Genomic DNA, 24520 nt, shown 5'->3' on the forward strand with positions numbered 1-24520 from the left:
TTTACCAACCTTGACCAGCAATGTCGTAATTATCTAATTTTCCAGATGCTAAATCTTCAATTGCAGATTCTAAGACATTTAATGCCGTATCAAGTTGGTTATACGTTATGACTAATGGAGGTTGGAAACGGAGTACGTTTCCAGCTACTGCAATAATCACAACGCCATTATCAAAACAGCGATTACAAACTTTTAATGCCGCTTCCGCATCACGTGTTTTACTATCTTTATCAGCAACGATATCAATACCTATCGACAATCCTTTGCCTCTGACGTCCCCAACTGCTTCGAATCGTTCGATCCACGTATCCATGCGTTTGCGTACATATTCACCTTTTTCTGTACTCGCTTGAAGTAAATGCTCATCCTCAATCATACCAATTGTAGCCAAGGCCGCTTCACAGCTTACTGGGTTAGCTCCTGTTGTAAACAAATGTGCTGGCGCTTCTAATGTGTCCATGATTTCAGCACGTCCTATAATTGCAGACATAGGTAGTCCACCTGCTAATGATTTTCCAAAGGTAATCAAATCCGGTTCAATATGATAATGTGAAACTGAACTCCATTCGCCAGTTCGACCAAGACCTTGTTGGATATCATCCACTGCTAATAAAATGCCATGTGTCTTGCATAAATCTTGTAAAGCTTCAAAGTAGCCATCTATTGGCTCTAATAATCCCCCGTCACCTTGTATTGTTTCAATAACGATACAAGCTACTTCATCAGCAGGTACATACTTTTCAAACATTTCTTTAAGTGGCGCGAGGTATTCATCAACGGTGTTAGCGTTTGGACTACCAAACATGCCTCTGTAGTTATCAGGGAATGGAATATGATAAAAGCCTGGCAACATTGGACCATATTTTTTTCTCATGTTTAGACTTATTGCGGACATCGATAATGACCCATAAGTAGATCCGTGGTAAGCATTCACGAAACTGATGATATAAGGTCTTCCTGTATATGCTCTTGCAAGTTTTACGATACCGTCATTTGCATCTGAACCAGAAAGTCCGAAAAGAACACGTTTTTCGTAGTTTCCTGGTGCGATTTCACAGAGTTTCTTAGCAAGTTTAACTAAAGGCTCATGATACATATAAGCAGGCGTATAGTGTATGAATTTATCTACTTGTGATTTAATAGCATCTGACACTGGTTGGGGTGCATGCCCTACATTTTGTGAGCTAGCACTAGCAAGTAAATCGATATATGTATTGCCGTCCATATCAACAAGTGTTGCACCATAACCATGAGAAATAGCTAATGGATAATATTTTATTCGTCCTGGTTTAGCAAAATACTGACTATCTTCATTGATTAATTGAGTGGCTTTTTCCATTCTGTCCATAAATATCATTCCTCCCATGTATTACTCAATATAAATTGGTTTAAAAGTTATACAAATTCAATTCGCACCTTTAACTTCATATCCCGTTTTTTAAAGAGTGAGGTGTTATTAAATATGTTTTATATAATTTCATTAATATTCTTAAATATAATGAAATGGTGATACGTATGAATATACTAAGAAAATTCGGAATTGTAAATATATTCTGAAAATTTAAAGTTGAATAACACTTAAAATTTGTAATATGACACATATAATCTTGCGTAATGCGTTGTATGAAGACAAAATATGCATTTATTAAAATTTTATAGAAATGATGTATTGATAATTGAGCAAAACATAGGGAAGATGAAATATATAAAACGATGAAATGGATAGTTAGGTTTTGAGAAGTTTTTCGTTTATAATATAAATGATATGAGCGATACAATTCGATGTAATTGATAATTGTTTTCAATTATAGTATCTTGAGTCTACACTAATGTTATAGCATAGTTATGTTTACTTGTATTAATAATATTTATCGTTATATGTAAAGAGGGAGTTTTAGATGAACAATAGTAAGATAGAAGTTAAAGATTTAATAAATATAGGACTCTTTACGGCTATATATTTTATTTTTATAGCACCTCCTGGCATTTTAGGTATTATACCTATATTCATGTTATTGCTTCCTGCAATGGTTGGTTTAGTAGGTGGCATACCTATTATATTACTAATATCAAAAGTTCAAAAATTTGGTGCATTGACAATATGCGGAACGATTGTAAGTCTTATTTTAGCTATTATGGGACATCCATGGATTGCGTTGGTATTTAGTATTCCTGTGATATTACTAGCTGATGGCTTAATGGCTATGAAACGTTATAAAAGTTGGAAACACAATTGTTTAGGGTACATTCTCTTTTCCTTTTGGCCCATTGGTACATTTATACCATTTTACTTTATGAGAAATTCATATTTATCCTTTATTCAAGATAAATACGGTATTGAATATGAGCAAACGGTCGCCACTTTATTTTCTGTAGAAATGATACCAGTTATTATTATTACTACAATCATTGGTGCATGGATCGGCGTTTATATAGCAAAATTAATTTTAAAAAAACATTTCAAACGTACAGGTATGATTTAACATGTATAGTCAAACGATCCCACAAAGCCACTTACTAAATTTAGATCCTAGAATTAAAATTGCGCTTATCTTGATGATATCACTCGTTGCATTAACAGGCGGCGTTACAGGTGTTGAAGTGTATTTAAGGGCAGTAATCATACTTGTGCCAGCATTATTATTATTATGTATTAAAAAATATACTATAGGGCTAGTCATCTTGATATTAACTGTGATGGCGTGGTATGGAGAAGCGTTTGTAACGATTGATGGTAACCAAGTTGCTACATTGTTAATTTTTGTACCGGCAGGCATCATAACACGTTTTTTACCATCCCTCGCAATGGGCTATTATATATTTAAAACCACACAAATTGAAGTGCTAATAACAGGTTTAGAACGAATGAAATTGTCTAGAAAAATCACGATTCCAATTGCCGTTATGTTTAGGTTTTTACCGACAATTAGAGAAGAATCGGCTGCTATAAAGGATGCTATGAAGATGAGAGGTATATCTTTGAAAATTGCTTTTATACATCCAATACAATATGTTGAATATCGAGTTGTTCCATTACTAAACAGTGTTGTGAAAATTGGTAACGAATTAACTATTGCTTCAATTACACGTGGGTTGAATTTAACGCATAGACGTACATCAATCATTTCGCTTAAAATACGTTGGTTAGATTGGTTGTTGTTAGTGTTAATACTGTTCCTTTGTATCATTTATTATGTAATGTGAGGGTAGGATATGATTCAATTTAAAGACGTATCTTTTAAATACGATGAAAGCAAAAGTAAAATATTAAATAATATTAACCTTACTATTGATGATGGTGAGGTTATTTGTTTAACAGGAACTTCAGGTTGTGGAAAAACAACTTTAACAAGATTGCTAAATGGTATTATTCCTAATTTTTATAAAGGACAGATAGAAGGTCAAATTTTAATAAATCATAAAGATGCACAGCAACAAGATGTTTATGAGTTAACACAGCAAAGTGGTTCAGTTTTCCAAAATCCAAGATCACAATTTTTTTGTTTGAATACGACAAGTGAACTGGCATTTGAACTTGAAAATTATGGTGTATCAGCTAGTCGGATTATGACACGAATCAAAGAAACCGCTGAACAGTTTAATTTTAAACACCTTTTAGATAGAGATATATTTAATTTGTCTGGCGGTGAAAAACAATTGCTAGCTTGCAGTGCTATTCAAGTATATGGTCACGAATTGATTATTTTGGACGAGCCATCGTCAAATTTAGATTTTAATACAATGTTAAAGTTACAACAAATGATCGAAACTTGGAAAGCGGAAGGTAAAACAATTATTATTGCTGAACATCGATTACACTATTTAACTAAAATAGCTGACCGTTTTATGATAATGGATGACGGAAAAATAAGTGCAATTTATGAAAATGAACAATTTAATAAGTTATCAAATAAACAATTAGCAAAGCTAGGATTAAGAGCTATTCATTTAGAACAATTGCAAGTAAAAACTAAAGTTAATAATAAAGTGGGGTACTTAAGTTTACAAAATTACTATTTTAGATATAAGAGAAGGCAAAAATTAGCTTTAGATATAGATGATATCAGTATCAGTAAGGGAAAAGTGACAGCGATTATTGGCCATAATGGTTCAGGTAAATCAACATTTGCGCGCTGTCTAACTGGAGTCGAGAAAAAATTTAAAGGGACTATTAATACTGGAGAAAAGTGGGTAACACCACAACAAAGTCTTGCAGAAGCTTATTTGGTATTTCAAGATGTTAACAATCAATTATTTGCTGAAAGTGTGGAAGAAGAACTGAGGTTAAGTAATCCAACTTTAAATGATGAGACAATTAAGCGGTGTTTGCAAAACTATAGTATTTCTGAACATCTAGACAGACATCCTTTGTCACTATCTGGAGGTGAGAAGCAGCGTTTAGCTATTGCTAGTGCAGTAGAAACGAAAAGGGATATATTGATTTTTGATGAGCCTTCTAGCGGTTTAGATGGTCACCATATGCGGGAAATGAGTACAATTATTAACCAATTGGCAAATGAAGGACACACAGTATTAGTTATAACTCATGATTATGACATGTTACTCGCTTGTGCAGATGAAGTGCTTCATTTAGAAAAAGGAAAAGTAAAAAAGCAATATGAAATTAACAACGATACAATTGAATATTTACAATCATTTTTTAATATCATTTGAAAAATACAAGATGTAAATAATTAAACGAGATAGATATTATTGATATCTATCTCGTTTGTCATGTTTTTAATGTATTTTTGATAAATCAAGAATTAATCGGAAACATGATATATTTTATTTCTGATTTTGTAACTGTAATAGCTAGTAAATTATGATAACTATGCATCGTTAACTTAGAAAGTGGAGTATTAGCCTTGTTGATTTGTTCGAGAATTTTGGAATCAATAGCGCTTAAGTCCAGGTTATTTGGGATCAAATGTGAAATGATACCGTGATTTTCGTTAAGCACTCGTGTGTAAACTGGAAAATCAGTGATGTAATTATGAACGATATTTGCAATTAGGTCAGATGTTGGTGTTGAATAGTTTAAACTATTAAATAATAGCATGTGAAAATGATGTTTAGATTTACCAATTAAACCATAAGGGAATTTAGCGATATGCAAATTTAAAAAAGGTTTTAATAAACTGAAAACGTGAACGATTGGCATGGTACTACAATTATGATTAATCAGCATAAATTGTTCATCATCTTCAGAAAAATATGGAAATGCAAAGCCACCAATTAATGTTTGAAAATCAATTAGCAAATGCATCAGTAAGATATGTGGTGAAATGGACATATCTTTATAATAATGTTTTAAATTGGAATGTGTGAGATTATTAAAAACCACTTTTTTGGCAATAGTTGGATGTAATTGGTTTAAAAATAACATAATGGTCTGATGGGTATCAAAAGCATTATCAGTGTTGAACCAGTTTCTTGATATAATGTTTTTTAGTAAATACCAATCTGTATCAATGAAATAAAAATCAGCATTTAATGAACTAATATTTTTTTGAAATCTTGAAAAGTTTCCACTGTTTTCCAAGATATGTCCAACATTAACCGCACATTTTATAGTGGGGAACTGTTGTTTAAAGTTATCAATTAATCTTTGGTCATTTTTAAATGTTTTATGGTTTGTTTCAATAAGTAAACTAACATTTGAAATATGTTCATTAAGCAGCGTTAATGAAGTCAATAGTTTTATAATTTGGTAATCAATTGATTGTGAAAAGGATGGATTATCAACTTTCAAAGTTATTTCAAAACCTTTGATAAGCAATTGTTTGATTGCTGCAAATACATTGTGATGGTCTAATTTGTTTAAATCATCGAAATTAGTGTGAAGTAAAATTAAATTTGGTTTTGAAATTAGCGATAGCATATTAATTGAAAAAGTAGATTGATTAAATGAGATTAACTTATGTATATCATTAAACGTGATAAAAGTACGTGTCATATTAAATTTCTGAGTATACTTCAGTTTATTCAAGACGATTTGATTAGACGAAATATGTTGATTATGAGAAAAATTATATAATTTGTTGATAGTCTTTCTTAAGTTGGGAGTGCTTAACGAAACTTGGTATAGTGAATTTAAATCATTTTTTCTGAATTGATGAATATAGAATTTTGGCGGCATCTTTATATAGAATTTGAAATTTTTAGAATATGTACTAACATTAGTGAAACTATATTTTAATGCGACGTCGTAAATGCTTTGTTCTTTCTCTAATAAATCAAATAAAGATAATGCAATTTTAAGAGAACTTGTATATTGTTTGAAGTTCATATTTAATATTTTGGAAAATAAAATAGATATATATGATTGTGATATATAAAAAGCATTAGATACTTGTTTTGTAGTTAAAGGTTCATTGATGTGTTTATGTATGTATTGAGTCAAACGTTGAACCAGAGGGTGTTTAGTATACAAAATAGGTAGATATTGATCGTCTAAATCAACTTTTGCTTCTTTAAGTAAAAACTCAATAATATTAGATATATAAAGATGCATACATTTTCTATTTTGAGTATGATTCTGTAATTTTTGCAAAACTAAGTTTCGAAATTGCTCTATATATTTAATTTGTTTGATATCAAACAAAGCATTAGCGATGGATTTATCTTTTTCTATAAATAAAGGTAATGGAATCTTAAGTTCTATTAAATTATCAATATCGATATATTGATAAAGGTCTGCATTATTGATTATACAAGCGTGATCAATAGTTATCATCGATCCATTTAAATTTATTTTACATGATTTATTTATAGGAATTAAAATAATAATTTCATTTATGCATCTTGCCAACTTAGTCATATAATGATTTTTTATTGATAGAGAGCTTATCACAAAGATCACCTTTACTTTATTTTGTTACACTCACAATTAAATGATTAACGTTATTGTACAACCGACACAGACAAAATAGTTAGGTTACAAATAAAGTTTGTTAAAATGATATTAAGAATTAATAATTCGTATTTTGGATATGAGTATAGATAGAAAAATCACTATTTTGGAAAATAAAATGCCTTTTGAAGTAATAAAATGATAGGTTTCTATTTAATTTACTTGAAAATGAAAAAATCTCAATATTTATGATAGCGCTTGCATTTATTGTGGTGAATATATATAATGAATCTAGCTGACATGAATAAGTCGAAGCAAATAACTTAAACGTTTAAGGTGAGTGGCATGGAAAAAAATAAACCTACACTTCATGATGTAGCAAAAGTTGCTGGGGTATCAATTGCGACCGTTTCCAATGTATTGAATAACAAAAGTACTGAATTAGGTAAAAAGACGAGGCAGAAAGTATTAGATGCAATTGATAAATTGCATTATGAACCGAATCAATTTGCAAGAAGTTTAAAAACAGGGCAGTCTAATTTAATTGTTTTTATTGTACCTGATCAAAATCCTTTTTTTACTGAGATACTGACAGAATTAAACAACGAATGTCAAAAACATCAATTGCATGTAGCTGTTGTGTCGTCTGAGGAAAACGAGTTAAGACAACAAGCGTTGATAGAAACATTTATCGCGCAAAATGTAAGCGCTATTATATTAGTTCCAGTGAAGTCTAAATTAAAATTTAAGAAAGAGTGGAGCCAAACACCTATCTTGACTATAGATAGGAAAGTAGATGGTACATATTTACCTTCTATAAGCGTGGATAACAAGAAAGCAGCGTTTGATGCAACTCAGAGAATTATTGATAGTACCTGTAAAAATATAGGGTTACTGTTAGCGAATCCTGATATAAGCACAACGTCAGAACGGAAATCTGGATATGAACAAGCGTTGAAAAAAAATAATATTAAGTTAGATGAGCAACTCATTTATTATAGCAATCAGCAATTGGGTACGGATGCACAAATTGACAGTGGGTATCATGCGACTAAATCATTAATTAACAAACAGGTTCAAGCTGTTGTGGCAACTAATCATTTATTGTTATTAGGTGCTTTACAAGCAATAAAAGAAAGTGGCAAAAAAATTTCTCAAGATATGATTATCATTGGTTTTGATGATAGTTACTGGAATGAAATTTATACTCCAAAATTATCTGTCATTTCACAACCTACAAAAGAGATAGGTCGTGTCGCAGGCGAAATGATCAATCATCTAATTCAAGGGGAAAATGTCTCTTCGATTGAACTAAATACAAAACTAATCATACGTGAATCTTGTTCATTTATAAAAGATAAGTCATTATGATAAAAACTAAAATGTATTCCAAGTCTGATACTTGTTGATTGTTGTTATGATTATATACATTGGAGTAGATATTGTATTATGAATTGTTTAAACAAGACGGGTTTTTGAAATCATTTGATTTTAATCCCGTTAACTTAATCGCTAAAACTTAAACGTTTAAGTTTATTTTAGTTATATTTTTAAATAAGGGGGAAATATTTTGAATAACATTACAATTTCTAAAGATAGTCCAAAAACATGGATGGGAATCCCGAAAATTATTTTTATTGCACTTATAGCTATATTTATTTTTATGACAGGAGATGGGATCGAACAGGCATTTTTATCAAAAAATATTGTTGATATCGGTTTTTCTGGTGGTCAAGCTTCCTTAGTGTTTACAGTCTATGGCGTGATGGTAGTTGTGGGTTCTTGGTTAGCGGCTGTTTTATCTGATGTTTACGGTCCTAGGAAAATAATGGCTTTAGGAACAATAATATGGTTAATTTTCCACGTGCTTTTTTTAGTGTTTGGAATAGGAATGGAAAATTTGCCTATGATGTTAGTGTTATATGGTATTAGAGGATTAGGTTATCCTTTGTTTTTATATGGTTTCTTAGTATGGGTAACCTATATCACTGATAAAGCAAGATTAGCCACAGCAATTGGTTGGTTTTGGGCAATGTTCTCAGTTGGAATGGGGGTAATTGGTACTTATTTACCTAGTTTCACTATTCCATTTATAGGTTTTAATGGAACACTATGGATGTCATTAATATGGATTTTTATAGGAGGTTTAATTGCATTTATCGTTGTAGGAAAACGGGATGTAAAGCCGAATATAACGCTTTCGGTTAAACAAAGATATACTAAAGTATTAAAAGATATCGGCGTAGTTTATAAGAATCCAGAAATTATTAAAGTCTTTATCGTACGCATCATTAATCAATTGTCTTTGTTTGGGCTAGTTATTATCTTTCCAGTATTATTCACGGAAACTATTGGATTTTCAATGCAACAATGGTTATGGACATGGGGAACAATGCATGTGACGTGTATCGTTGGTGATGTAGTTTGGGGTATTATTGCTGATAAAATTGGTTGGAAACGTCAAGTGATGTTATTTGGTTGTATCGGTTGTGGCATCACGACATTATTATTTTATTATTTACCAATACTTAGTGGTGATGTGTTTGCAATTGCAATTTTATGTGCAGTATTATTCGGTATTACACAATCAGCATTTGTACCTATTTTTGCAATTTTTACAGCTTTAGAGCCTGATCATATTGGTGCTACACTTTCTTCACATAATCTTGCTGCTGGATTGAGTAATTTTATTGCACCATTAATTGCCACGCTTATATTACCTTTATTCAACGAAGTTGGCGTCGTATGGGCTTTTGCTATTTGTTATTTCGTAGGTGCAGCAATCACTTATTATATTAAAGTTCATCAACCAGGCATTGGGGACGATAAAGTTGAAGCATTAAATGCACAAATTGAAAATTATTAAGAAAGGAAGATGTAAATTGGAACAGGTTGTACTTGGTATAGACAAAGGTACGAGTTCAGTTAAAATTATTGCTGTGAATAAAAGCGGTCATGTTATTGAACAATCAAGTATTCCTTTGAAATTGAGTCAGCCATATATTGGCTACAGTGAACAAGATCCTGAATCATGGGTGGAGGCAGTAAAAGAAGGTATAAAAAAGTTAATAAATACAGAGACAATGACAAATAAACGTATTAGCGCCCTTTCGTTTTCTGGACAAATGCATGGTTTAGTACCACTGGATAAAACATACCAACCTATTAGAAATGCAATACTATGGAATGACACTAGAACTACTAAACAATGCGAGGAATTAGAAAACAAATTTGGGAAGACACTTTTAAATAATCCTATACTTGAAGGTTTTACATTACCTAAACTTTTATGGATGAAACAGAACGAACCAAATTATTGGCAACAATTAGAAGTGTTTTTGTTACCTAAAGATTATGTACGCTATCGACTAACAGGTCATATTGCTATGGAATATAGTGATGCAGCAGGTACGCTTCTTTTCAATCCAAAAACAAATGACTGGGAAAAAGAAATTGGGGACAAGTTGGAACTTGGTGATATATACCCACCGTTAGTACAGTCGCATAGTTATGTAGGTAATGTTACAGAAATAGTTAAAAAAGAACTAAACATTAAAGAAGATATTGCTGTTTTTGCTGGTGGTGCAGATAATGCATGTGGCGCTTTAGGTTCAGGTGTTATTAATGAAGGTCAAACGTTATGTAGTATAGGAACTTCAGGTGTGATTTTATCGTGTACTACAAATAATCAAGTAGATTATGGACATAACATTCACTTCTTTAAACATGCCATGCCTAATATGTCGTATGCAATGGGTGTCACATTAAGTGCAGGTCATAGTTTAAATTGGCTCAAAGAAAAGCTTTTTAAAGCATATTCATTTGATGAAATCTTGAATTTTGCTGAGAAATCTACTATTGGAGCAAATGGTTTGTTGTTTTCACCATACATTCAAGGTGAGCGAACACCACATGGTGATGCATATATTAGAGGAAGTTTCATTGGGATAAATAGTAATACAGAAGAAGCGGATTTTGCACGAGCTACAGTGGAAGGCATTACTTATTCACTATATGAATCCATTGTATATATGAGAGAAAACGGTAGGCATATTGATGAAATTATTTCGATTGGTGGTGGCGCTAGAAGTAGTTTTTGGTTACAAATGCAAGCAGATATTTTCAATACTCAGGTCACTGCATTGAAATATGAAGAAGGTCCAGGTGTAGGAGCAGCCATGTTAGCTGCATATGGATTAGGTTGGTTTAATACAATGCAAGCATGTGCTGAAACATTTATAGCGCTAGGAGAGACATATAAACCAAATATAGAAAATCATAAAAAATATAAACAGTATTTTGAAATTTATAAGAATATATACGCTCAGACAAAAACGATAACAGAAAACTTATTAAATATTAATTAACTATTAGGAGGAATTTAAAATGAATAATAATATTCCAGAAACTATGAACATTTCATTATTAAATAAACCATTTGAGATGGAACTTAAAGAAGTAGACGTTCCTAAATTAGGACCTACAGATGTTTTAGTAAAAGTGATGGCGGTAGGTGTTTGTGGATCGGATGTTCATTATTATGAACACGGTCGTGTAGGGGAATTTGTTGTTGAAAAACCATTGATTTTAGGACATGAATGTTCAGGGATCGTTGCTGATATCGGCTCAAAAGTAACACATTTTAAACCCGGGGATAGAGTTGCTATTGAACCTGGAGTTCCCTGTGGAGAGTGCGAATACTGTAAAGCTGGTAAATATAACTTATGTCCTGATGTTAAGTTTTTAGCTACGCCTCCTATTGATGGTGCTTTTAGTCAATATATAAGTCATCCTGAAGGATTTTTATTCCATATTCCTGATGCACTATCATATGAAGAAGCAACATTAAATGAACCATTTTCAGTTGGCGTACAAGCATGTAAACGTGCAAACGTTCAACCAGGTTCCACGGTAGTAATAATGGGTATGGGCCCAGTTGGTTTGATGGCTGTTGTAGCAGCAAAAGCTTTTGGTGCTACAAGAATTATAGTGTCAGATCTTGAACAAATAAGATTGGATGAGGCATTAGAACTTGGTGCAACACATGTTATAAATATTAAAGAAGAAGATGTTATTACCCGTATCAATGAAATAACAAATCATAACGGTGTAGATTATGCTTTTGAAACTGCAGGTAATCCAACAGCCTTACAAAATGCACTAGCGGTCTTGAACAATGGCGGAACTTTAGCAATAGTTGGCTTGCCACAACAAGAAAATATTGAGTTAAATATACCTTTTATCGCTAACCATGAAATTAATGTCGTAGGTATCTTTAGATATGCCAATACTTATCCAATGGGCCTTGAGATGTTATCTTCAACTGCAGCTAATTTAAATACAATGTTTACCGATTCATATGATTTGGAAGATGCACAAGAGGCAATGGAAAGAGCAAGAACCAATAAAAGCGGATCATTAAAAGTTATGGTTTATCCTAATGGGAAATTAAAGTAATAGTATTATAAGAAGATCTAAAATCACTGCCTGAAAGTGATTTTAGATCTCTTTTCAAATGAGCAACTTTAGCACATTTGTTGAGAATGCAGTGCGATACCATTAGTGTTAATGGGTGCATAAAGTTTAATTCTGGGAATGGAATATAACTATGATGATAGATGGCAATAAAAGCCTAGAGATATAGCACGAAACATTCTCTTAGAATATTATATATCTTAAAATGTATTGTTACAATATAAAATTCAAAAAATTTAAAATAAATAAATGATATGCGTTATAAATAAAAAATAGGTGCTTATTTGTAGTGATATAAAATTAAGCTTTGAATTAATTGAAGAGCAATGATAATTACTTATTTTTTTGATAAAGTTCAAATGCTTTGTACAGAAATATTAGGGAAGATACAATTAAAAATAAAGTGAATAATCCGTTAAAAATAGGATTGCTGAAAAATTGGAAAATAGTAACTGAACTTAATGATTCTAAAAATACTGAACCGGTTGTTTTTATTTGCAAGAAGTCAAAAGAAAGTAAAATCAAAGTAATCATCAACATGTAACCTACGGCGATAAAAAAGAGGTTTAGTAAATCTAATAGAAACATCCTTCTCATAACAACCAGCCTCCCTTCTTACTGTTCTATAACCGATTTGTAGTATAATAAAGCTATATTTAAAGAAATTTACAAAAAATTAATAAACGATAGAGTGAATATCTTTTCAATTGTCCTTATCAATTTACATAAAAATAAAAATGATAATAAACTGTTTGACTTTGTTGAAATGTGATAAAGAATAAGTAAATGTGTGTTTTGAATAGGAGGTTTAAAATGTATAAAGCAATTATTTTTGATGTTTATGGAACACTTTTTGACATGTCCTCTTTAAAAAAAGGTATGACGCAATTTGATGATGAACAAGCAACATCAATTTCAAAGATGTGGAGAAAAACGCAATTAAATCACATGTTTTTAAAACAAATTATGCAAAGATATATTTCCTTTGATGAGTTAACGAAAGAAGCTTTACGTTATACAATGGATGAACACAAAATACAATATGATCGTGAAGATATAAACAGGTTGTTTGATGCTTTTTTAAATTTAGAGTATTTTTACGAAGTACCTAAAATACTCGCGCAACTTAATAATATGAATATCGATGTTGGTATACTATCTAATGGAAATGATAACATGCTTAGACCATTGATTGATAATTCTGAGTTAGGGGAAAATATTAATACAGTTATGAGCGTTAATGAAATTAAACAATATAAACCCAGCCCTGCAAGTTATGCATTGATTTTGAAATATCATCATCTGAAAAGAGAAGAGATATTATTTGTTTCTTCTAATTCTTGGGATGTAACGGGAGCAACCAATTTCGGTTTTGATACAGCTTGCGTGAATAGACAAAATGGACATTTTGATTATAATGGACAAAATCCTACAATAACAGTTAACAATTTAAATGAATTAATTAATTGGTTAGAGATGAATAAATAAACATTTAAGATTGTCCAGAGAGTATTTACAGTCATTAAAAGTGAAAAATCATCATAGTAATTTGAATGAAAAAATGGATGTCAGTTTTGAATGTTTATACTATTTACTCTAGTTAAATATGTGATGGTAAAATTGAAAATGTTAAATACAAAATGGCTAATCCACTTCGTATGGATTAGCCATTTATAGAGTACGCAGTTTCTGTATTAAGCTTTGTTTAGTGATTGTAAGCGTGTTATATCACGTGCTTAGTGATTTTATTTAGCCGTATTTAAATATTGTGGTAATAACTGGCTATATAAATCTATAAAAGTTAGATAAGCATCTTTATAAACATATTCATCAACTTGATGTGCTTGTCCAGTCTCACCTGGGCCATACATTACAAATGAGAAACTTTCATCTTTATCTTTCATTAAATATGATGCATCTGTAGTTGCAGTAGAAGAAGTCACATCCAGATTTCTATCAAAATAGGAATCACCTAAAGATTTAGCTAATTTTAAGAATGTATTATCTCCCTTAGTATATACAGGATCGCGGTTTACATAAGGGTTAACAGTTATATCAGCGTCACTTTCTTGGTTAACTTGATCTTTTATACTGTTAAATAACGCCTCAAATTTATTATTATCATAATCTGGTATGGTACGCATGTTAAACAGTGACTCAGCATACGCTGGTATAGAATTGACTTGGTCACCACCGGATATGATTGTTGAATTCATTGTTGGCGTACCGAGCAACTCACTTTTAATATCAACTTTGTTATACGCTTTATTTAAATAATGAATAAAATCGACCAATGGATTAATCGCATTATAACCTAATTCAGGCATTGAGCTGTGTGAAGATTTACCTTTGGATATCACTTGAATATCCATGGTACCTTTATGTGTATAAACAATGCCATCTTGTGAAGGCTCTGCGATTAATAGGGCTTCGACGTCATCCATATAGCCTTTTTCATGTAATAATGCAGCGCCGTCACTCGTTACTTCTTCTCCTGCAGTCGCCATAAATCTGATAGTACCTTGATTTAATGTACCTGCTTCTTTAATTTCTATTAAACTAATTGCTAAAGCGGCTAGTCCTGATTTCATATCTGCAGAACCACGTCCGTGTAATCTTCCTTGATTATCTTCTGTAAGCTTAAATGGATCATAATTCCATAAATTTTCATCACCTGTAGTGACAACGTCCATATGCCCTGAAATACCAACCACAGGTTTTCCGTTACCAATTTCTGCAACTAAGTTAGCTCTTGTGTTTTCGCCTTCCAGTTTTTCGATTTTGGTTTGAATTCCGAATTTATTAAATAAATCTTGTAAATAATGTGCGACATCAAGTTCTTTTTCGTTCACAGATTGAATTTCAACAATGTCAGACAATATCTTTACACGCTCATCATTAGAAAATACTGACATACAAACACTTCCTTTATATATATTGAATACTTTAGTATCTACCACATTATTAATTTTTAAAACTATAAAAGGATTAATGCAAAAAAAATATGCTTTGTTAGATAATGAGTTGTGCTATACTTATAATGAATGTTTTGATTTGGACAAAGGAGCATGCGTGACATGAAAAAATGGGGAAGTAGACTTGTAACATTAATTGGTGTGGCACTCATTATAATAGCAATTTATTTATTTATGAAACCAAAGATTGATAATTATTTTACTCAAAAAGACAATGAAAATAAAATAGAACATTATGACCAACAATCTAAAACTTCTGAAAAAAAGAAAGTAGAAATACCTAAAGATAAGACAAAGATGGCAGGTTATTTATCAATTCCTGATGCAGATATTAAAACACCTGTTTATCCTGGCCCGGCCACGCCGAAACAATTAGATAGAGGCGTAAGTTTTGTGGAATCAAACGAATCATTAGAGGATCAAAATATCGCAATTGCAGGTCATACATTAACGGGTCATTCGGATTATCAATTTTCTAGGTTACCTGAAACGAAAAAGGGAAGCAAAGTTTATTTTAAAGTTGGAGATGAGCGAAGAACGTATCAGATTACTAAAATTTATGATGTGAAACCAGATGAAGTTGAAGTGTTGGACGAACAAGCATCGAATAAGAAGCAACTAACATTAATTACATGTGATAATTACAATGAACAAACAGGTGAGTGGGAAGATAGAAAAATATTTATTGCCGAAGCACTATAACATGCACCGTTAAATAAAAAATCATATAAAAAGTCCGTATTCATTACCAAGTAAAAACATGGGTTTGAATACGGACTTTTTAAATGTTAATTTTCAATTGCTTGAATAAATCTTTTGGTGATTTCTTTAGGGCGTGTAATCGCACCTCCGACGACTGTACAATGAACATTTAAGGCTGTAACTTGTTTAAACATTTCAGGTGTGATGACATTTCCTTCAGCTATAACTTTTGCATGAACATGTGAAATCACATCTTTTAAAAATTTGAAGTTATCTTCATACAAAATATGTCCTTTAGTATAAGCAGTATAGCCTCGAAGGGTCGTTCCTATGTAATCAAAACCTAATTTATCAGCATATTGTGCTTCTTCAAGTGTAGAGATATCAGCCATAATTTCTATATTTGGTGCTTGCTGACGTATATAAGAAACAAGTTCTTGTAATGATTCTTCAGGACGCTCCTGCTTTGTAGCATCCAAGGCAATAACTTCACATTTGCTTTCTAGTAATTCATCGACTTCTTTACGTGTTGCGGTGATAAAAACATCAGAATTTGCATAGTCTCTTTTGACAATACCGATGATAGGTAAATTCACCTCTTGTTTTATCGCCATAATGTCTTCTTTAGAGTTTGCTCTAATGCCAACAGCACCACCTTCATATGCAGCTAAAGCCATTTTTGACATGATAAAAGATGAATGTAACGGCTCATTTTCCAAGGCTTGACATGAGACAATTAATCCTTGTGGTAACATAATAATACACTCCGTAACTTTAGTAGATTTAATAAAATACTTTACTATCTAATAGATTTATATTTTTAATATAACACCAAGAAAATAATAATCAATATATTTCATTGTTATGAAAAACATTTTCATTTATACTATAGCTATGATTGGGATGGGAGGATAGATAATATGAAATTTGAAAATCGCGTGCAACGTTACCATCATTTATTTACTAAAACAGATAAACAAATCGTAGCGTATATTCAAAACAATGACTTTGACGACACATTTTCAACAATTAATTCATTAGCATATGCGATTGGTACTTCGCCTGCAACGATTACAAGATTTAGTAATAAATTAGATTATGAGAACTTTCAAGATTTGAAATTTAATTTACAGCAAGAAATGTCGGAAAGAGTAATAGAAAATAGTCCTTTAATTCAACGTATTCATAAATATCATCAAAATATTATTCAGCAAACAGGAGAATTTATTTCTGATGAAAAAATTCAAAGCTTTGTTAACCAAATTATTCGAAGTAGACAAATCATTTATGCAGGTCTTGGTAGTTCTGGATTATCAGCTACAGAATTTTACTATCGTATGATGAGAATGGGTTTGAAAGGGAATGTGTCTACAGATGCTCATCAAATGAAAATATTTGCTTCTTTGTTATCAGCATCAGATACATTTGTAGCGATTTCAAATAGTGGTGAAACTACAGAGCTTATAGCTGCAGCCAAAGTAGCACATGAACGCGGGGCTTATGTCGTAGTTATAACGAATTATGAAGGAAGTCCAATTACTGAGTGTGCAGATTTAGTGCTCATAACAACTGATCAATCTAGAAATAAAGACACACAATTTATTAATACTCAAATCGCAACATTGTTTTTAATAGATATTGTCAGTTACTTATTATTAGATGATACATATATGCATAATGTATATCAACATACGAAAAAAGTAGTGTTAAATGAATAGAGTCATTGTGAACGTAAACACGTAAATAAATGTTACGAGGTTCGTTAGGCATATAAGTATCCTTGATTAAAACAAAAGCGCCAAATTCTATTGAGATTATATAGAATTTGGCGCTTTTGTAGTCCATGGACATTAATATGGTGGATATATTTCAAAGTATGAAGAAACAAGTAAGTGCTGTGCTCGCTTAATTGTGTTTATTTATGACCGCTTTCTTCGTGTGCAACAGTAAATACCTGCATAAACGAAAAATTGGCTTAATATCAATATTTCTTTGATAGTAGGATTTTTGATGGTTTTGGTACATAAAGGACGTAATTTTCATGGCTATAACAGCATAACGTCGTCAATAGCTGTTTTAAAATTTAGAGACTGCGCCATAAAGTGCAGCATGATTCTGTGTACGCGTTGTTTGTATATGAGCATGACCGTATTGCTCAGGTAAGTAATGTTCGACTTTAGGTACGATGTATTTTAATAAATTTTGTCCTTGTGAAGAAACACCGCCACCGATCAGAATTAAACCGGGATCATAAATAATCTGTATTTGAGCGATACCTTCTGCGATTGAATCACTCCATTGATTGAGTATAGATAATGCAAGATTATCTTGTTGATCTGCGAGTTCAAATAATTTTGGTACATTGTCTTGATAAATAAATCCTTTTTCTAACATGAGTGTTTTTAAGGCAGTTGTTGAGGCACGTTGTTCAAATGTTTTGTTTGTTTGTCTATCAAAAAGTAAATAACCAATTTCATTAGCACGATTTCGTTCCCCGTTGTATAGTTGGGAATATTTATTATAAAAAGCGCCCCCAATTCCTGTACCCAGTGTTAAGCAAAAAATATTTTGTGCGCTGTAATCATGGAAAACCAATTCCCCTAACAAAGCTGCATTGACATCGTTAAATACGTTCACCTGAGCATTTAATGGTTTAAGCAAACACTTGAAGTCAGTATCTACGTAATTGGGTATGGTTGGACCAGCGTATTCAACTATGCCACGGCGTTCGTCTATAACGCCTGCGCTAGAAATGCCGACATAAAGTGGGGATATTTGATAAGATTTTTGAAACGTCATTACAATGTTATAAATTTTATCCTTAATAAATGTATCTATGTTGTTAGGGGTAGGTGTTTTGATATATTCTATAAAATTTAATGATTGATCAACTACAGCTGCTTTAATTTCTGTCCCTCCAATATCAATAGCAATCTTATATGGATGCATATACAAATCCTCCTTAATTTTTAAAAGAAAATCGATATTGAAAAAATTTTCACTTATATTGTTTCAAAATGATGTATTTTTCAAAATTCTATTGCCACACTCTATGATAGCGTTTACAATTTGAACTGTAAATAGAATAAATAAAAGATATTTTTAAAGCATTATACAGTTATATAAATGATTTTGAATAATAACTTAAATATATAGATGGAGGGTTATACGATGGAAGAGAATTTAAAAGGTTTATATGCAGCATTATTAGTACCATTTGATGAAGATGGTCAGGTTAAAGAGAAAGGATTGGCGCAAATTGCTCAAAATGCCATTGAAACTGAAGGCTTAGATGGACTTTATGTTAACGGCAGTTCAGGTGAAAACTTCTTATTAAATAAAGAACAAAAGAAACAAGTTTTTAAAGTTGTGAAAGAGGCGGTTAATGAAAATGTAAAATTGATTGCTCAAGTTGGGTCGTTAGATTTAAACGAAGCAATAGAGTTAGGTAAATATGCAACTGAATTAGGATATGATGCGATTTCAGCAGTTACACCGTTCTATTATCCATTTTCATTTGAAGAAATCAAAGATTACTATTTTGAATTAATTGAAGCGACACAAAATAATTTAATTATTTATGCAATTCCAGACTTAACTGGCGTTAACATTTCTATAGAACAATTTGGTGAATTATTTAATCATGAAAAAGTGGTTGGCGTAAAATATACAGCTCCTAATTTTTTCCTATTAGAACGTATTCGAAAAGCGTATCCAGATAAATTAATACTTTCAGGTTTTGATGAAATGTTAGTGCAAGCAGCTATTTCTGGTGTGGATGGCGCAATTGGATCTACTTATAACGTGAATGGTAGACGCGCAAGACAAATTTTTGAAAAAGCTAAAAGCGGTCAAATTGATGAAGCATATCAAATTCAGCATGATACTAACGACATAATTGAAAATGTGTTGTCTATGGGCATTTATTCTACATTAAAAGAAATTTTAGCGACACGTGGCATTGACGGAGGTTTACCGAAACGCCCATTTAAACCATTCAATGAAAATAACAGAGCTAAATTAGAAACATTAATTAACAAATACGATTTGTAGGTTACCGTATAAGGGGATGAATTAAATGGAACAAGTAGGTTTTGGTACATGGAACTGGATAGCAGTAGTTATTTACCTTTTAGTTATGCTTTTAGTCGGAGCATATTTTACCAAACGCGCAAGCCAAAGTACAGATAGTTTCTTTACGGCTAGTGGTCGTTTGCCTTCATGGGCAGTAGGGTTCTCTATCTATGCAACGACTTTGAGTGCGATTACTTTTATGTCTACGCCAGAAAAAGCATTTTTAACAGACTGGTCATATATTGCAGGTAATATTGCGATTGTAGCAATTATTCCTTTACTTATTTACTTTTATGTACCATTTTTTAAAAAATTAAAAGTGACATCTGCGTATGAATATTTAGAGGCACGTTTTGGACCTAGTATTCGTGTTATTGGTTCATTACTATTTGTATTATTCCATATTGGGAGAGTAGCCATTGTCATTTATTTACCTACATTAGCGATTACATCTGTGTCAGATATGAACCCTTATGTTGTGGCAAGTTTGGTTGGTATCTTATGTATTCTTTATACATTTCTTGGAGGTTTCGAAGGTGTAGTATGGAGTGATTTCATTCAAGGTGTCATTCTATTAGGTGGGGCAGCAGCAATTATTATTTTAGGTGTCGTCCACATTCAAGGGGGAATGGGCACCGTTGTCAGTGATGCACTGGAACATAATAAAATCATTAGTGCTGATAACTGGAAATTTAATACTGCCGCGGCAGCAATTCCTATCATCTTTTTAGGAAACATTTTTAATAACTTGCATCAATACACAGCAAGTCAAGATGTGGTACAACGTTATCAAGCGTCAGATTCTATATCAGAAACTAAAAAGTCTTTATGGACGAACGGGTTATTAGCTTTAATATCAGCGCCCTTATTCTATGGTATGGGAACAATGATGTACTCATTTTATAGTCATGAAAGTGCATTGCCTAAAGATTTTAATACTTCATCTGTAGTACCATACTTTATACTTACTGAAATGCCACCATTTGTTGCTGGATTATTGATAGCAGCAATATTTGCAGCGGCACAATCAACCATTTCTTCAAGTTTAAATTCAATTTCAGCTTGTATTTCTGTTGATATTAAGCACAGATTCTTCGGCAAGAAAAATGAAAAAAGCGAAGTAGGATTTGCGAGATGGATGATTATTCTTTCAGGTTTATTTGGATTCGGCATGTCTATATATCTAATTGCAGCAGATTCTAATGATCTTTGGGATCTTTTCTTGTTAATTACTGGATTAGTGGGTGTGCCATTGGCTGGTGTGTTTGCGGTTGGTATATTCACACGGCGTACGAATACATTCGGTGTGCTGATGGGATTAATTTTTGGAATTATTTTTGCTTATATCTTTAATGGTATGGGTGGCGGCAATTCTCCATTTTATGTATCAATTATTTCGTTTATAGTAGCCTTTGTTTTCTCTTATATCATAAGTATTATTGTGCCAGGCAAACAAAAAGACATTACTGGTTTAACCATCTATGATATTAAAGAAAAATCTAATTATGTCTCTATAGTCCGTATGAAAGAAGACAATCAAGAAGTCTAAAGCTTTATGTAGTTAGGTATAATAAATGATGCGTTGAATAGTTATAAAACGATTTACTTCTGTTTATCTCAAAATATTTTTGAGAAAATGAATAAGCTATTAAAGGCAGGTAGAATGAAGCATATTGTGTATATGCGCTCTATTCTGCCTCTTTTTTTAATCTTTGAAAACCATGTTATTTACAGCATAAAATATGTGATTCATTTTAATTCCTCGAAAATTATGGATATAATGAATTACAGATATAAGCAGAGTATTCGAGGGGATGAAAAGTATGATAAAAGCAATCGCAGTAGATATGGATGGTACATTTTTGGATTCAAAAAAACAATATGATCAAGAAAGGTTTAATCGTATCTTTCAACAATTAAAAAATGAAAATATTAAATTTATAGCAGCAAGTGGTAATCAATATGCAAAATTAAAATCTATTTTTGGAGATAAAGCTATGTTTTTTGTTGCGGAAAACGGTGCGGTTATTTATGAAGACAATACGTTGTATGATTATCAAGCATTTGAAAAAGATGTTTTCCATAATATTGTTAATTACTTAAACATCACGCGTGGTATCAATGAAATAATTGTTTGTGGCGTAAAAAGTGCTTACATATTAAAGAATAATGCACAATCATTTAAAAAAGATGCACATTTTTATTATCGACAATTAAAAGAAATAGCATCTTTGCAAAATTTACCAGAAGATGCATATGTAAAAATAGCCTTAAATATAGATAGAACAACACATCCAACACTTGATGAAGATTTGTCAAATCGCTTTTCACAAGATTTATCACTTGTATCGAGTGGTCGAGATAGTATCGATATCATTCTACCTGGTATGACCAAAGGCAATGCGTTAGCAAGATTATTAAAAAAATGGGGACTAACGGAAGATGAACTCATGGCTTTTGGAGATGCAAATAATGATTTAGATATGCTGCAATTAGCAACACATAGTTATGTAATGGAAAATTGTGAAGATGAAACCTTATTCGAAATTGCAAAGTATGTAGCACCGTCAAATGATAAACAAGGTGTTTTATCAATTATTGAAGATAAAGTACTAAAATGAAAAATTAATATTTAAAATTTTGGCAGTATTACGCTTAAACATATTACTTTCATCCGTCTAACAACCTATTCTATACTAAAAAATATAAGCTACAAATGGAAAGGAAGGCAAACAAGAAATGAATGATATGCAACAGACAATTATAAATGCGTTTAATTTTAGACATGCAACAAAAAGGTTTGATTCAGATAAAAAGATAAGTGAAAGTGAATTTAACACAATCTTAGAAGCGGGTAGATTGTCTCCAAGTTCTCTAGGATTAGAACCGTGGAAATTTATCGTAGTACAAAATTCTGAAATTAGAAATAAGTTAAAAGAAATAAGTTGGGGTGCAAAAGGGCAGTTAGAGACAGCAAGCCACTTTGTAATTTTATTAGCGCGAAAAAACGTAACTTCTAAATCACCATTTGTACAACATATGATTCGAGACATTAAACAATATAGCGAAGACAGTATACCTGCTACAGAAGAAAAATTTGATAATTTCCAAACAAGTTTCCATATTAATGATAGTGCGCAGACATTGTTGGAGTGGGCTAAAAAACAAACATATATTGCACTAGGTAATATGATGACGAGTGCAGCATTATTAAATATTGATTCTTGCCCTATGGAAGGATTTGATTTAGATGCTGTTACGCAATTTTTAAGTGATGAAGGTTTGATGGATGAAACGCATTTTGCACCATCTGTAATGGTTGCATTTGGTTATAGAGAAAACGCAGCAAAAGAAAAAGTACGTCAACCTCAATCACATGTAGTAGAGTGGGTTGAATAATAAGCGTTACGAGGACTCAAATATTTAAAATTCATAAAAAAGAAAGCCAATTCATTCATACAATGTATTGAATTATAAACGTCAATTTCTGTTGTCATTACAGAAATTGACGTTTTCTTTGTTTTATGAACTTTAAAAGTGAGTTGGATTATTATACTGATGGCGTGTGATGTCAATGTTTTTAAGTTTTATCAGCAATTAATGACATATTATTGTGTAATCTAATACTTAAACCATCTATAAAAAAAGTTTCTTCAGTATCGATACTTGGTTTATAAATATCGATATGGGCTAATCCATAGCTTGTATCATTTTCAACTCTAGGTAAGCGTGATTGCCAATTATTTACTGCAATATGGTGATGATAATATTTAGATGACATAAATAGAGCTTGCGGGAAGTTAGAAATATGCTGGAGACCTAGTTGCTCAATGTAAAAATGTTGAGCGATGGTTAAGTCGGATGTTTTCAAATGCAAATGTCCAATCTTCGCATTATTTGGCATTTCATCCCAGCCCATCTTTGTTCTTTGATTAAGTAAATCATTCGTATCTACTTGTAACGTATCCATTTTCACTTTATCATTTTCCCACAAACATACAGACTTAGGTCTGTCATAATAAACTTCAATGCCATTACCTTCTGGATCATTAAGGTATAAAGCTTCACTTACTAGATGATCTCCACCACCAACCGGAATGTTTGATTGCGAAATATGAAATAAGAAATTAGCTAAGTCTTTGCGGTCGGGCAGTAGAAATGCTACGTGAAATAGTCCTGCTTCACTTAAAGTAGGCTGACGTCCCTCTGGTATTTCACATAACGTAATTGTATGGCCGCTCAAACCTACTTGCAAAACTGCAGAAGTATCATTTGTTGATACCACTTTAAGTCCTAAAATATGTGAATAAAAATTCAACATCGTTTGTAAATTTTTAATGTTTAAGGTGATATTTGTTACTTGAATTGCTGATTTATCGTGAAAAGTCATCGCCTTGCTCCTTTATATTCGGTTATGAGTTATAGATACAAATTAATA

21 protein-coding genes are annotated in these 24520 nt (G+C 31.8%); 14 read left to right on the forward strand and 7 right to left on the reverse strand.

Annotation, left to right across the window (positions count from 1 at the left end; genetic code table 11):
- Position 1: 1 nt before the first annotated feature.
- Complete coding sequence (locus tag JG554_RS02080; RefSeq protein WP_070037725.1) at positions 2 to 1339, reverse strand: aspartate aminotransferase family protein; 1338 nt, start codon at positions 1337 to 1339, stop codon at positions 2 to 4.
- Positions 1340 to 1898: 559 nt separating this feature from the next.
- Here JG554_RS02080 and JG554_RS02085 point away from each other — a divergent pair.
- From JG554_RS02085 to JG554_RS02095, 3 genes are read left to right on the forward strand one after another with little or no spacing between them, the layout of a single operon-like run.
- Positions 1899 to 2483: an MptD family putative ECF transporter S component gene (locus tag JG554_RS02085; protein ID WP_046206765.1), complete on the forward strand. Its 585-nt coding sequence runs from the start codon at positions 1899 to 1901 to the stop codon at positions 2481 to 2483.
- Position 2484: 1 nt separating this feature from the next.
- Complete coding sequence (locus JG554_RS02090) at positions 2485 to 3204, forward strand: energy-coupling factor transporter transmembrane component T (protein WP_046206766.1); 720 nt, start codon at positions 2485 to 2487, stop codon at positions 3202 to 3204.
- A 9-nt stretch (positions 3205 to 3213) separates the two neighbouring features.
- Positions 3214 to 4674, forward strand: a complete 1461-nt coding sequence (locus JG554_RS02095; RefSeq protein ID WP_203265356.1) for an ABC transporter ATP-binding protein — start codon at positions 3214 to 3216, stop codon at positions 4672 to 4674.
- 85 nt (positions 4675 to 4759) lie between these two features.
- On the opposite strand, the gene JG554_RS02100 is transcribed toward JG554_RS02095, so the two are convergent.
- Positions 4760 to 6739 carry a helix-turn-helix domain-containing protein gene (locus JG554_RS02100; RefSeq protein ID WP_081338767.1) on the reverse strand — a complete coding sequence of 660 codons (1980 nt, stop codon included), beginning with the start codon at positions 6737 to 6739 and terminating at the stop codon, positions 4760 to 4762.
- Between the two features lie 462 nt (positions 6740 to 7201).
- Between JG554_RS02100 and JG554_RS02105 the strand changes: the two genes are divergently transcribed.
- The 4 genes from JG554_RS02105 (at position 7202) to JG554_RS02120 (ending at position 12313) form a co-directional block, all read left to right on the forward strand.
- On the forward strand, positions 7202 to 8227 hold the full coding sequence (locus JG554_RS02105; protein WP_019470039.1) for a LacI family DNA-binding transcriptional regulator: 1026 nt from the start codon (positions 7202 to 7204) through the stop codon (positions 8225 to 8227).
- Between the two features lie 199 nt (positions 8228 to 8426).
- Positions 8427 to 9722 carry an MFS transporter gene (locus tag JG554_RS02110; RefSeq protein ID WP_225792159.1) on the forward strand — a complete coding sequence of 432 codons (1296 nt, stop codon included), beginning with the start codon at positions 8427 to 8429 and terminating at the stop codon, positions 9720 to 9722.
- 16 nt (positions 9723 to 9738) lie between these two features.
- Positions 9739 to 11223, forward strand: coding sequence for a xylulokinase (xylB, locus tag JG554_RS02115; protein WP_238394785.1), 1485 nt, complete (start codon positions 9739 to 9741; stop codon positions 11221 to 11223).
- A 19-nt stretch (positions 11224 to 11242) separates the two neighbouring features.
- Positions 11243 to 12313, forward strand: coding sequence for an NAD(P)-dependent alcohol dehydrogenase (locus JG554_RS02120; RefSeq protein ID WP_070037364.1), 1071 nt, complete (start codon positions 11243 to 11245; stop codon positions 12311 to 12313).
- Positions 12314 to 12664: 351 nt separating this feature from the next.
- Here JG554_RS02120 and JG554_RS02125 read toward each other — a convergent pair whose 3' ends face one another.
- Complete coding sequence (locus tag JG554_RS02125; protein WP_019470044.1) at positions 12665 to 12928, reverse strand: hypothetical protein; 264 nt, start codon at positions 12926 to 12928, stop codon at positions 12665 to 12667.
- Between the two features lie 216 nt (positions 12929 to 13144).
- Here JG554_RS02125 and JG554_RS02130 point away from each other — a divergent pair, with 216 nt between their 5' ends.
- Positions 13145 to 13819: a haloacid dehalogenase type II gene (locus JG554_RS02130; protein ID WP_203265358.1), complete on the forward strand. Its 675-nt coding sequence runs from the start codon at positions 13145 to 13147 to the stop codon at positions 13817 to 13819.
- A gap of 257 nt (positions 13820 to 14076) precedes the next feature.
- On the opposite strand, the gene JG554_RS02135 is transcribed toward JG554_RS02130, so the two are convergent.
- On the reverse strand, positions 14077 to 15246 hold the full coding sequence (locus tag JG554_RS02135; protein WP_070037366.1) for an ArgE/DapE family deacylase: 1170 nt from the start codon (positions 15244 to 15246) through the stop codon (positions 14077 to 14079).
- 162 nt (positions 15247 to 15408) lie between these two features.
- Between JG554_RS02135 and srtA the strand changes: the two genes are divergently transcribed.
- On the forward strand, positions 15409 to 16008 hold the full coding sequence (gene srtA / locus JG554_RS02140; protein WP_019470047.1) for a class A sortase SrtA: 600 nt from the start codon (positions 15409 to 15411) through the stop codon (positions 16006 to 16008).
- An 86-nt stretch (positions 16009 to 16094) separates the two neighbouring features.
- Here the strand turns inward: srtA and JG554_RS02145 are convergent, their stop codons facing one another.
- Positions 16095 to 16763, reverse strand: a complete 669-nt coding sequence (locus JG554_RS02145; protein ID WP_070037368.1) for an N-acetylmannosamine-6-phosphate 2-epimerase — start codon at positions 16761 to 16763, stop codon at positions 16095 to 16097.
- A 165-nt stretch (positions 16764 to 16928) separates the two neighbouring features.
- On the opposite strand from JG554_RS02145, the gene JG554_RS02150 reads away from it, so the two are divergent.
- On the forward strand, positions 16929 to 17726 hold the full coding sequence (locus JG554_RS02150; RefSeq protein WP_019470049.1) for a MurR/RpiR family transcriptional regulator: 798 nt from the start codon (positions 16929 to 16931) through the stop codon (positions 17724 to 17726).
- A gap of 358 nt (positions 17727 to 18084) precedes the next feature.
- Here the strand turns inward: JG554_RS02150 and JG554_RS02155 are convergent, their stop codons facing one another.
- The gene (locus JG554_RS02155; protein ID WP_070037371.1) at positions 18085 to 18957 is read right to left on the reverse strand and encodes an ROK family protein; all 873 of its coding nucleotides are present in this window, start codon (positions 18955 to 18957) and stop codon (positions 18085 to 18087) included.
- Between the two features lie 222 nt (positions 18958 to 19179).
- On the opposite strand from JG554_RS02155, the gene JG554_RS02160 reads away from it, so the two are divergent.
- The 4 genes from JG554_RS02160 to JG554_RS02175 all read left to right on the forward strand — a co-directional run bounded on the left by JG554_RS02160 (position 19180) and on the right by JG554_RS02175 (position 23481).
- Positions 19180 to 20061 (forward strand): N-acetylneuraminate lyase, encoded by an 882-nt coding sequence (locus JG554_RS02160; protein WP_070037374.1) that lies wholly within the window; start codon positions 19180 to 19182, stop codon positions 20059 to 20061.
- 25 nt (positions 20062 to 20086) lie between these two features.
- Positions 20087 to 21631: a sodium:solute symporter family protein gene (locus JG554_RS02165; protein WP_064209270.1), complete on the forward strand. Its 1545-nt coding sequence runs from the start codon at positions 20087 to 20089 to the stop codon at positions 21629 to 21631.
- 274 nt (positions 21632 to 21905) lie between these two features.
- On the forward strand, positions 21906 to 22703 hold the full coding sequence (locus JG554_RS02170; protein ID WP_040029771.1) for a Cof-type HAD-IIB family hydrolase: 798 nt from the start codon (positions 21906 to 21908) through the stop codon (positions 22701 to 22703).
- Positions 22704 to 22821: 118 nt separating this feature from the next.
- Positions 22822 to 23481, forward strand: a complete 660-nt coding sequence (locus tag JG554_RS02175; protein ID WP_046206776.1) for an NAD(P)H-dependent oxidoreductase — start codon at positions 22822 to 22824, stop codon at positions 23479 to 23481.
- A gap of 181 nt (positions 23482 to 23662) precedes the next feature.
- Here the strand turns inward: JG554_RS02175 and JG554_RS02180 are convergent, their stop codons facing one another.
- Positions 23663 to 24472 (reverse strand): VOC family protein, encoded by an 810-nt coding sequence (locus tag JG554_RS02180; RefSeq protein WP_203265359.1) that lies wholly within the window; start codon positions 24470 to 24472, stop codon positions 23663 to 23665.
- Between the last annotated feature and the right edge of the window lie 48 nt (positions 24473 to 24520).

Source organism: Staphylococcus sp. 11-B-312, from assembly GCF_016743055.1.
GTDB classification, from domain to species: domain Bacteria; phylum Bacillota; class Bacilli; order Staphylococcales; family Staphylococcaceae; genus Staphylococcus; species Staphylococcus ureilyticus.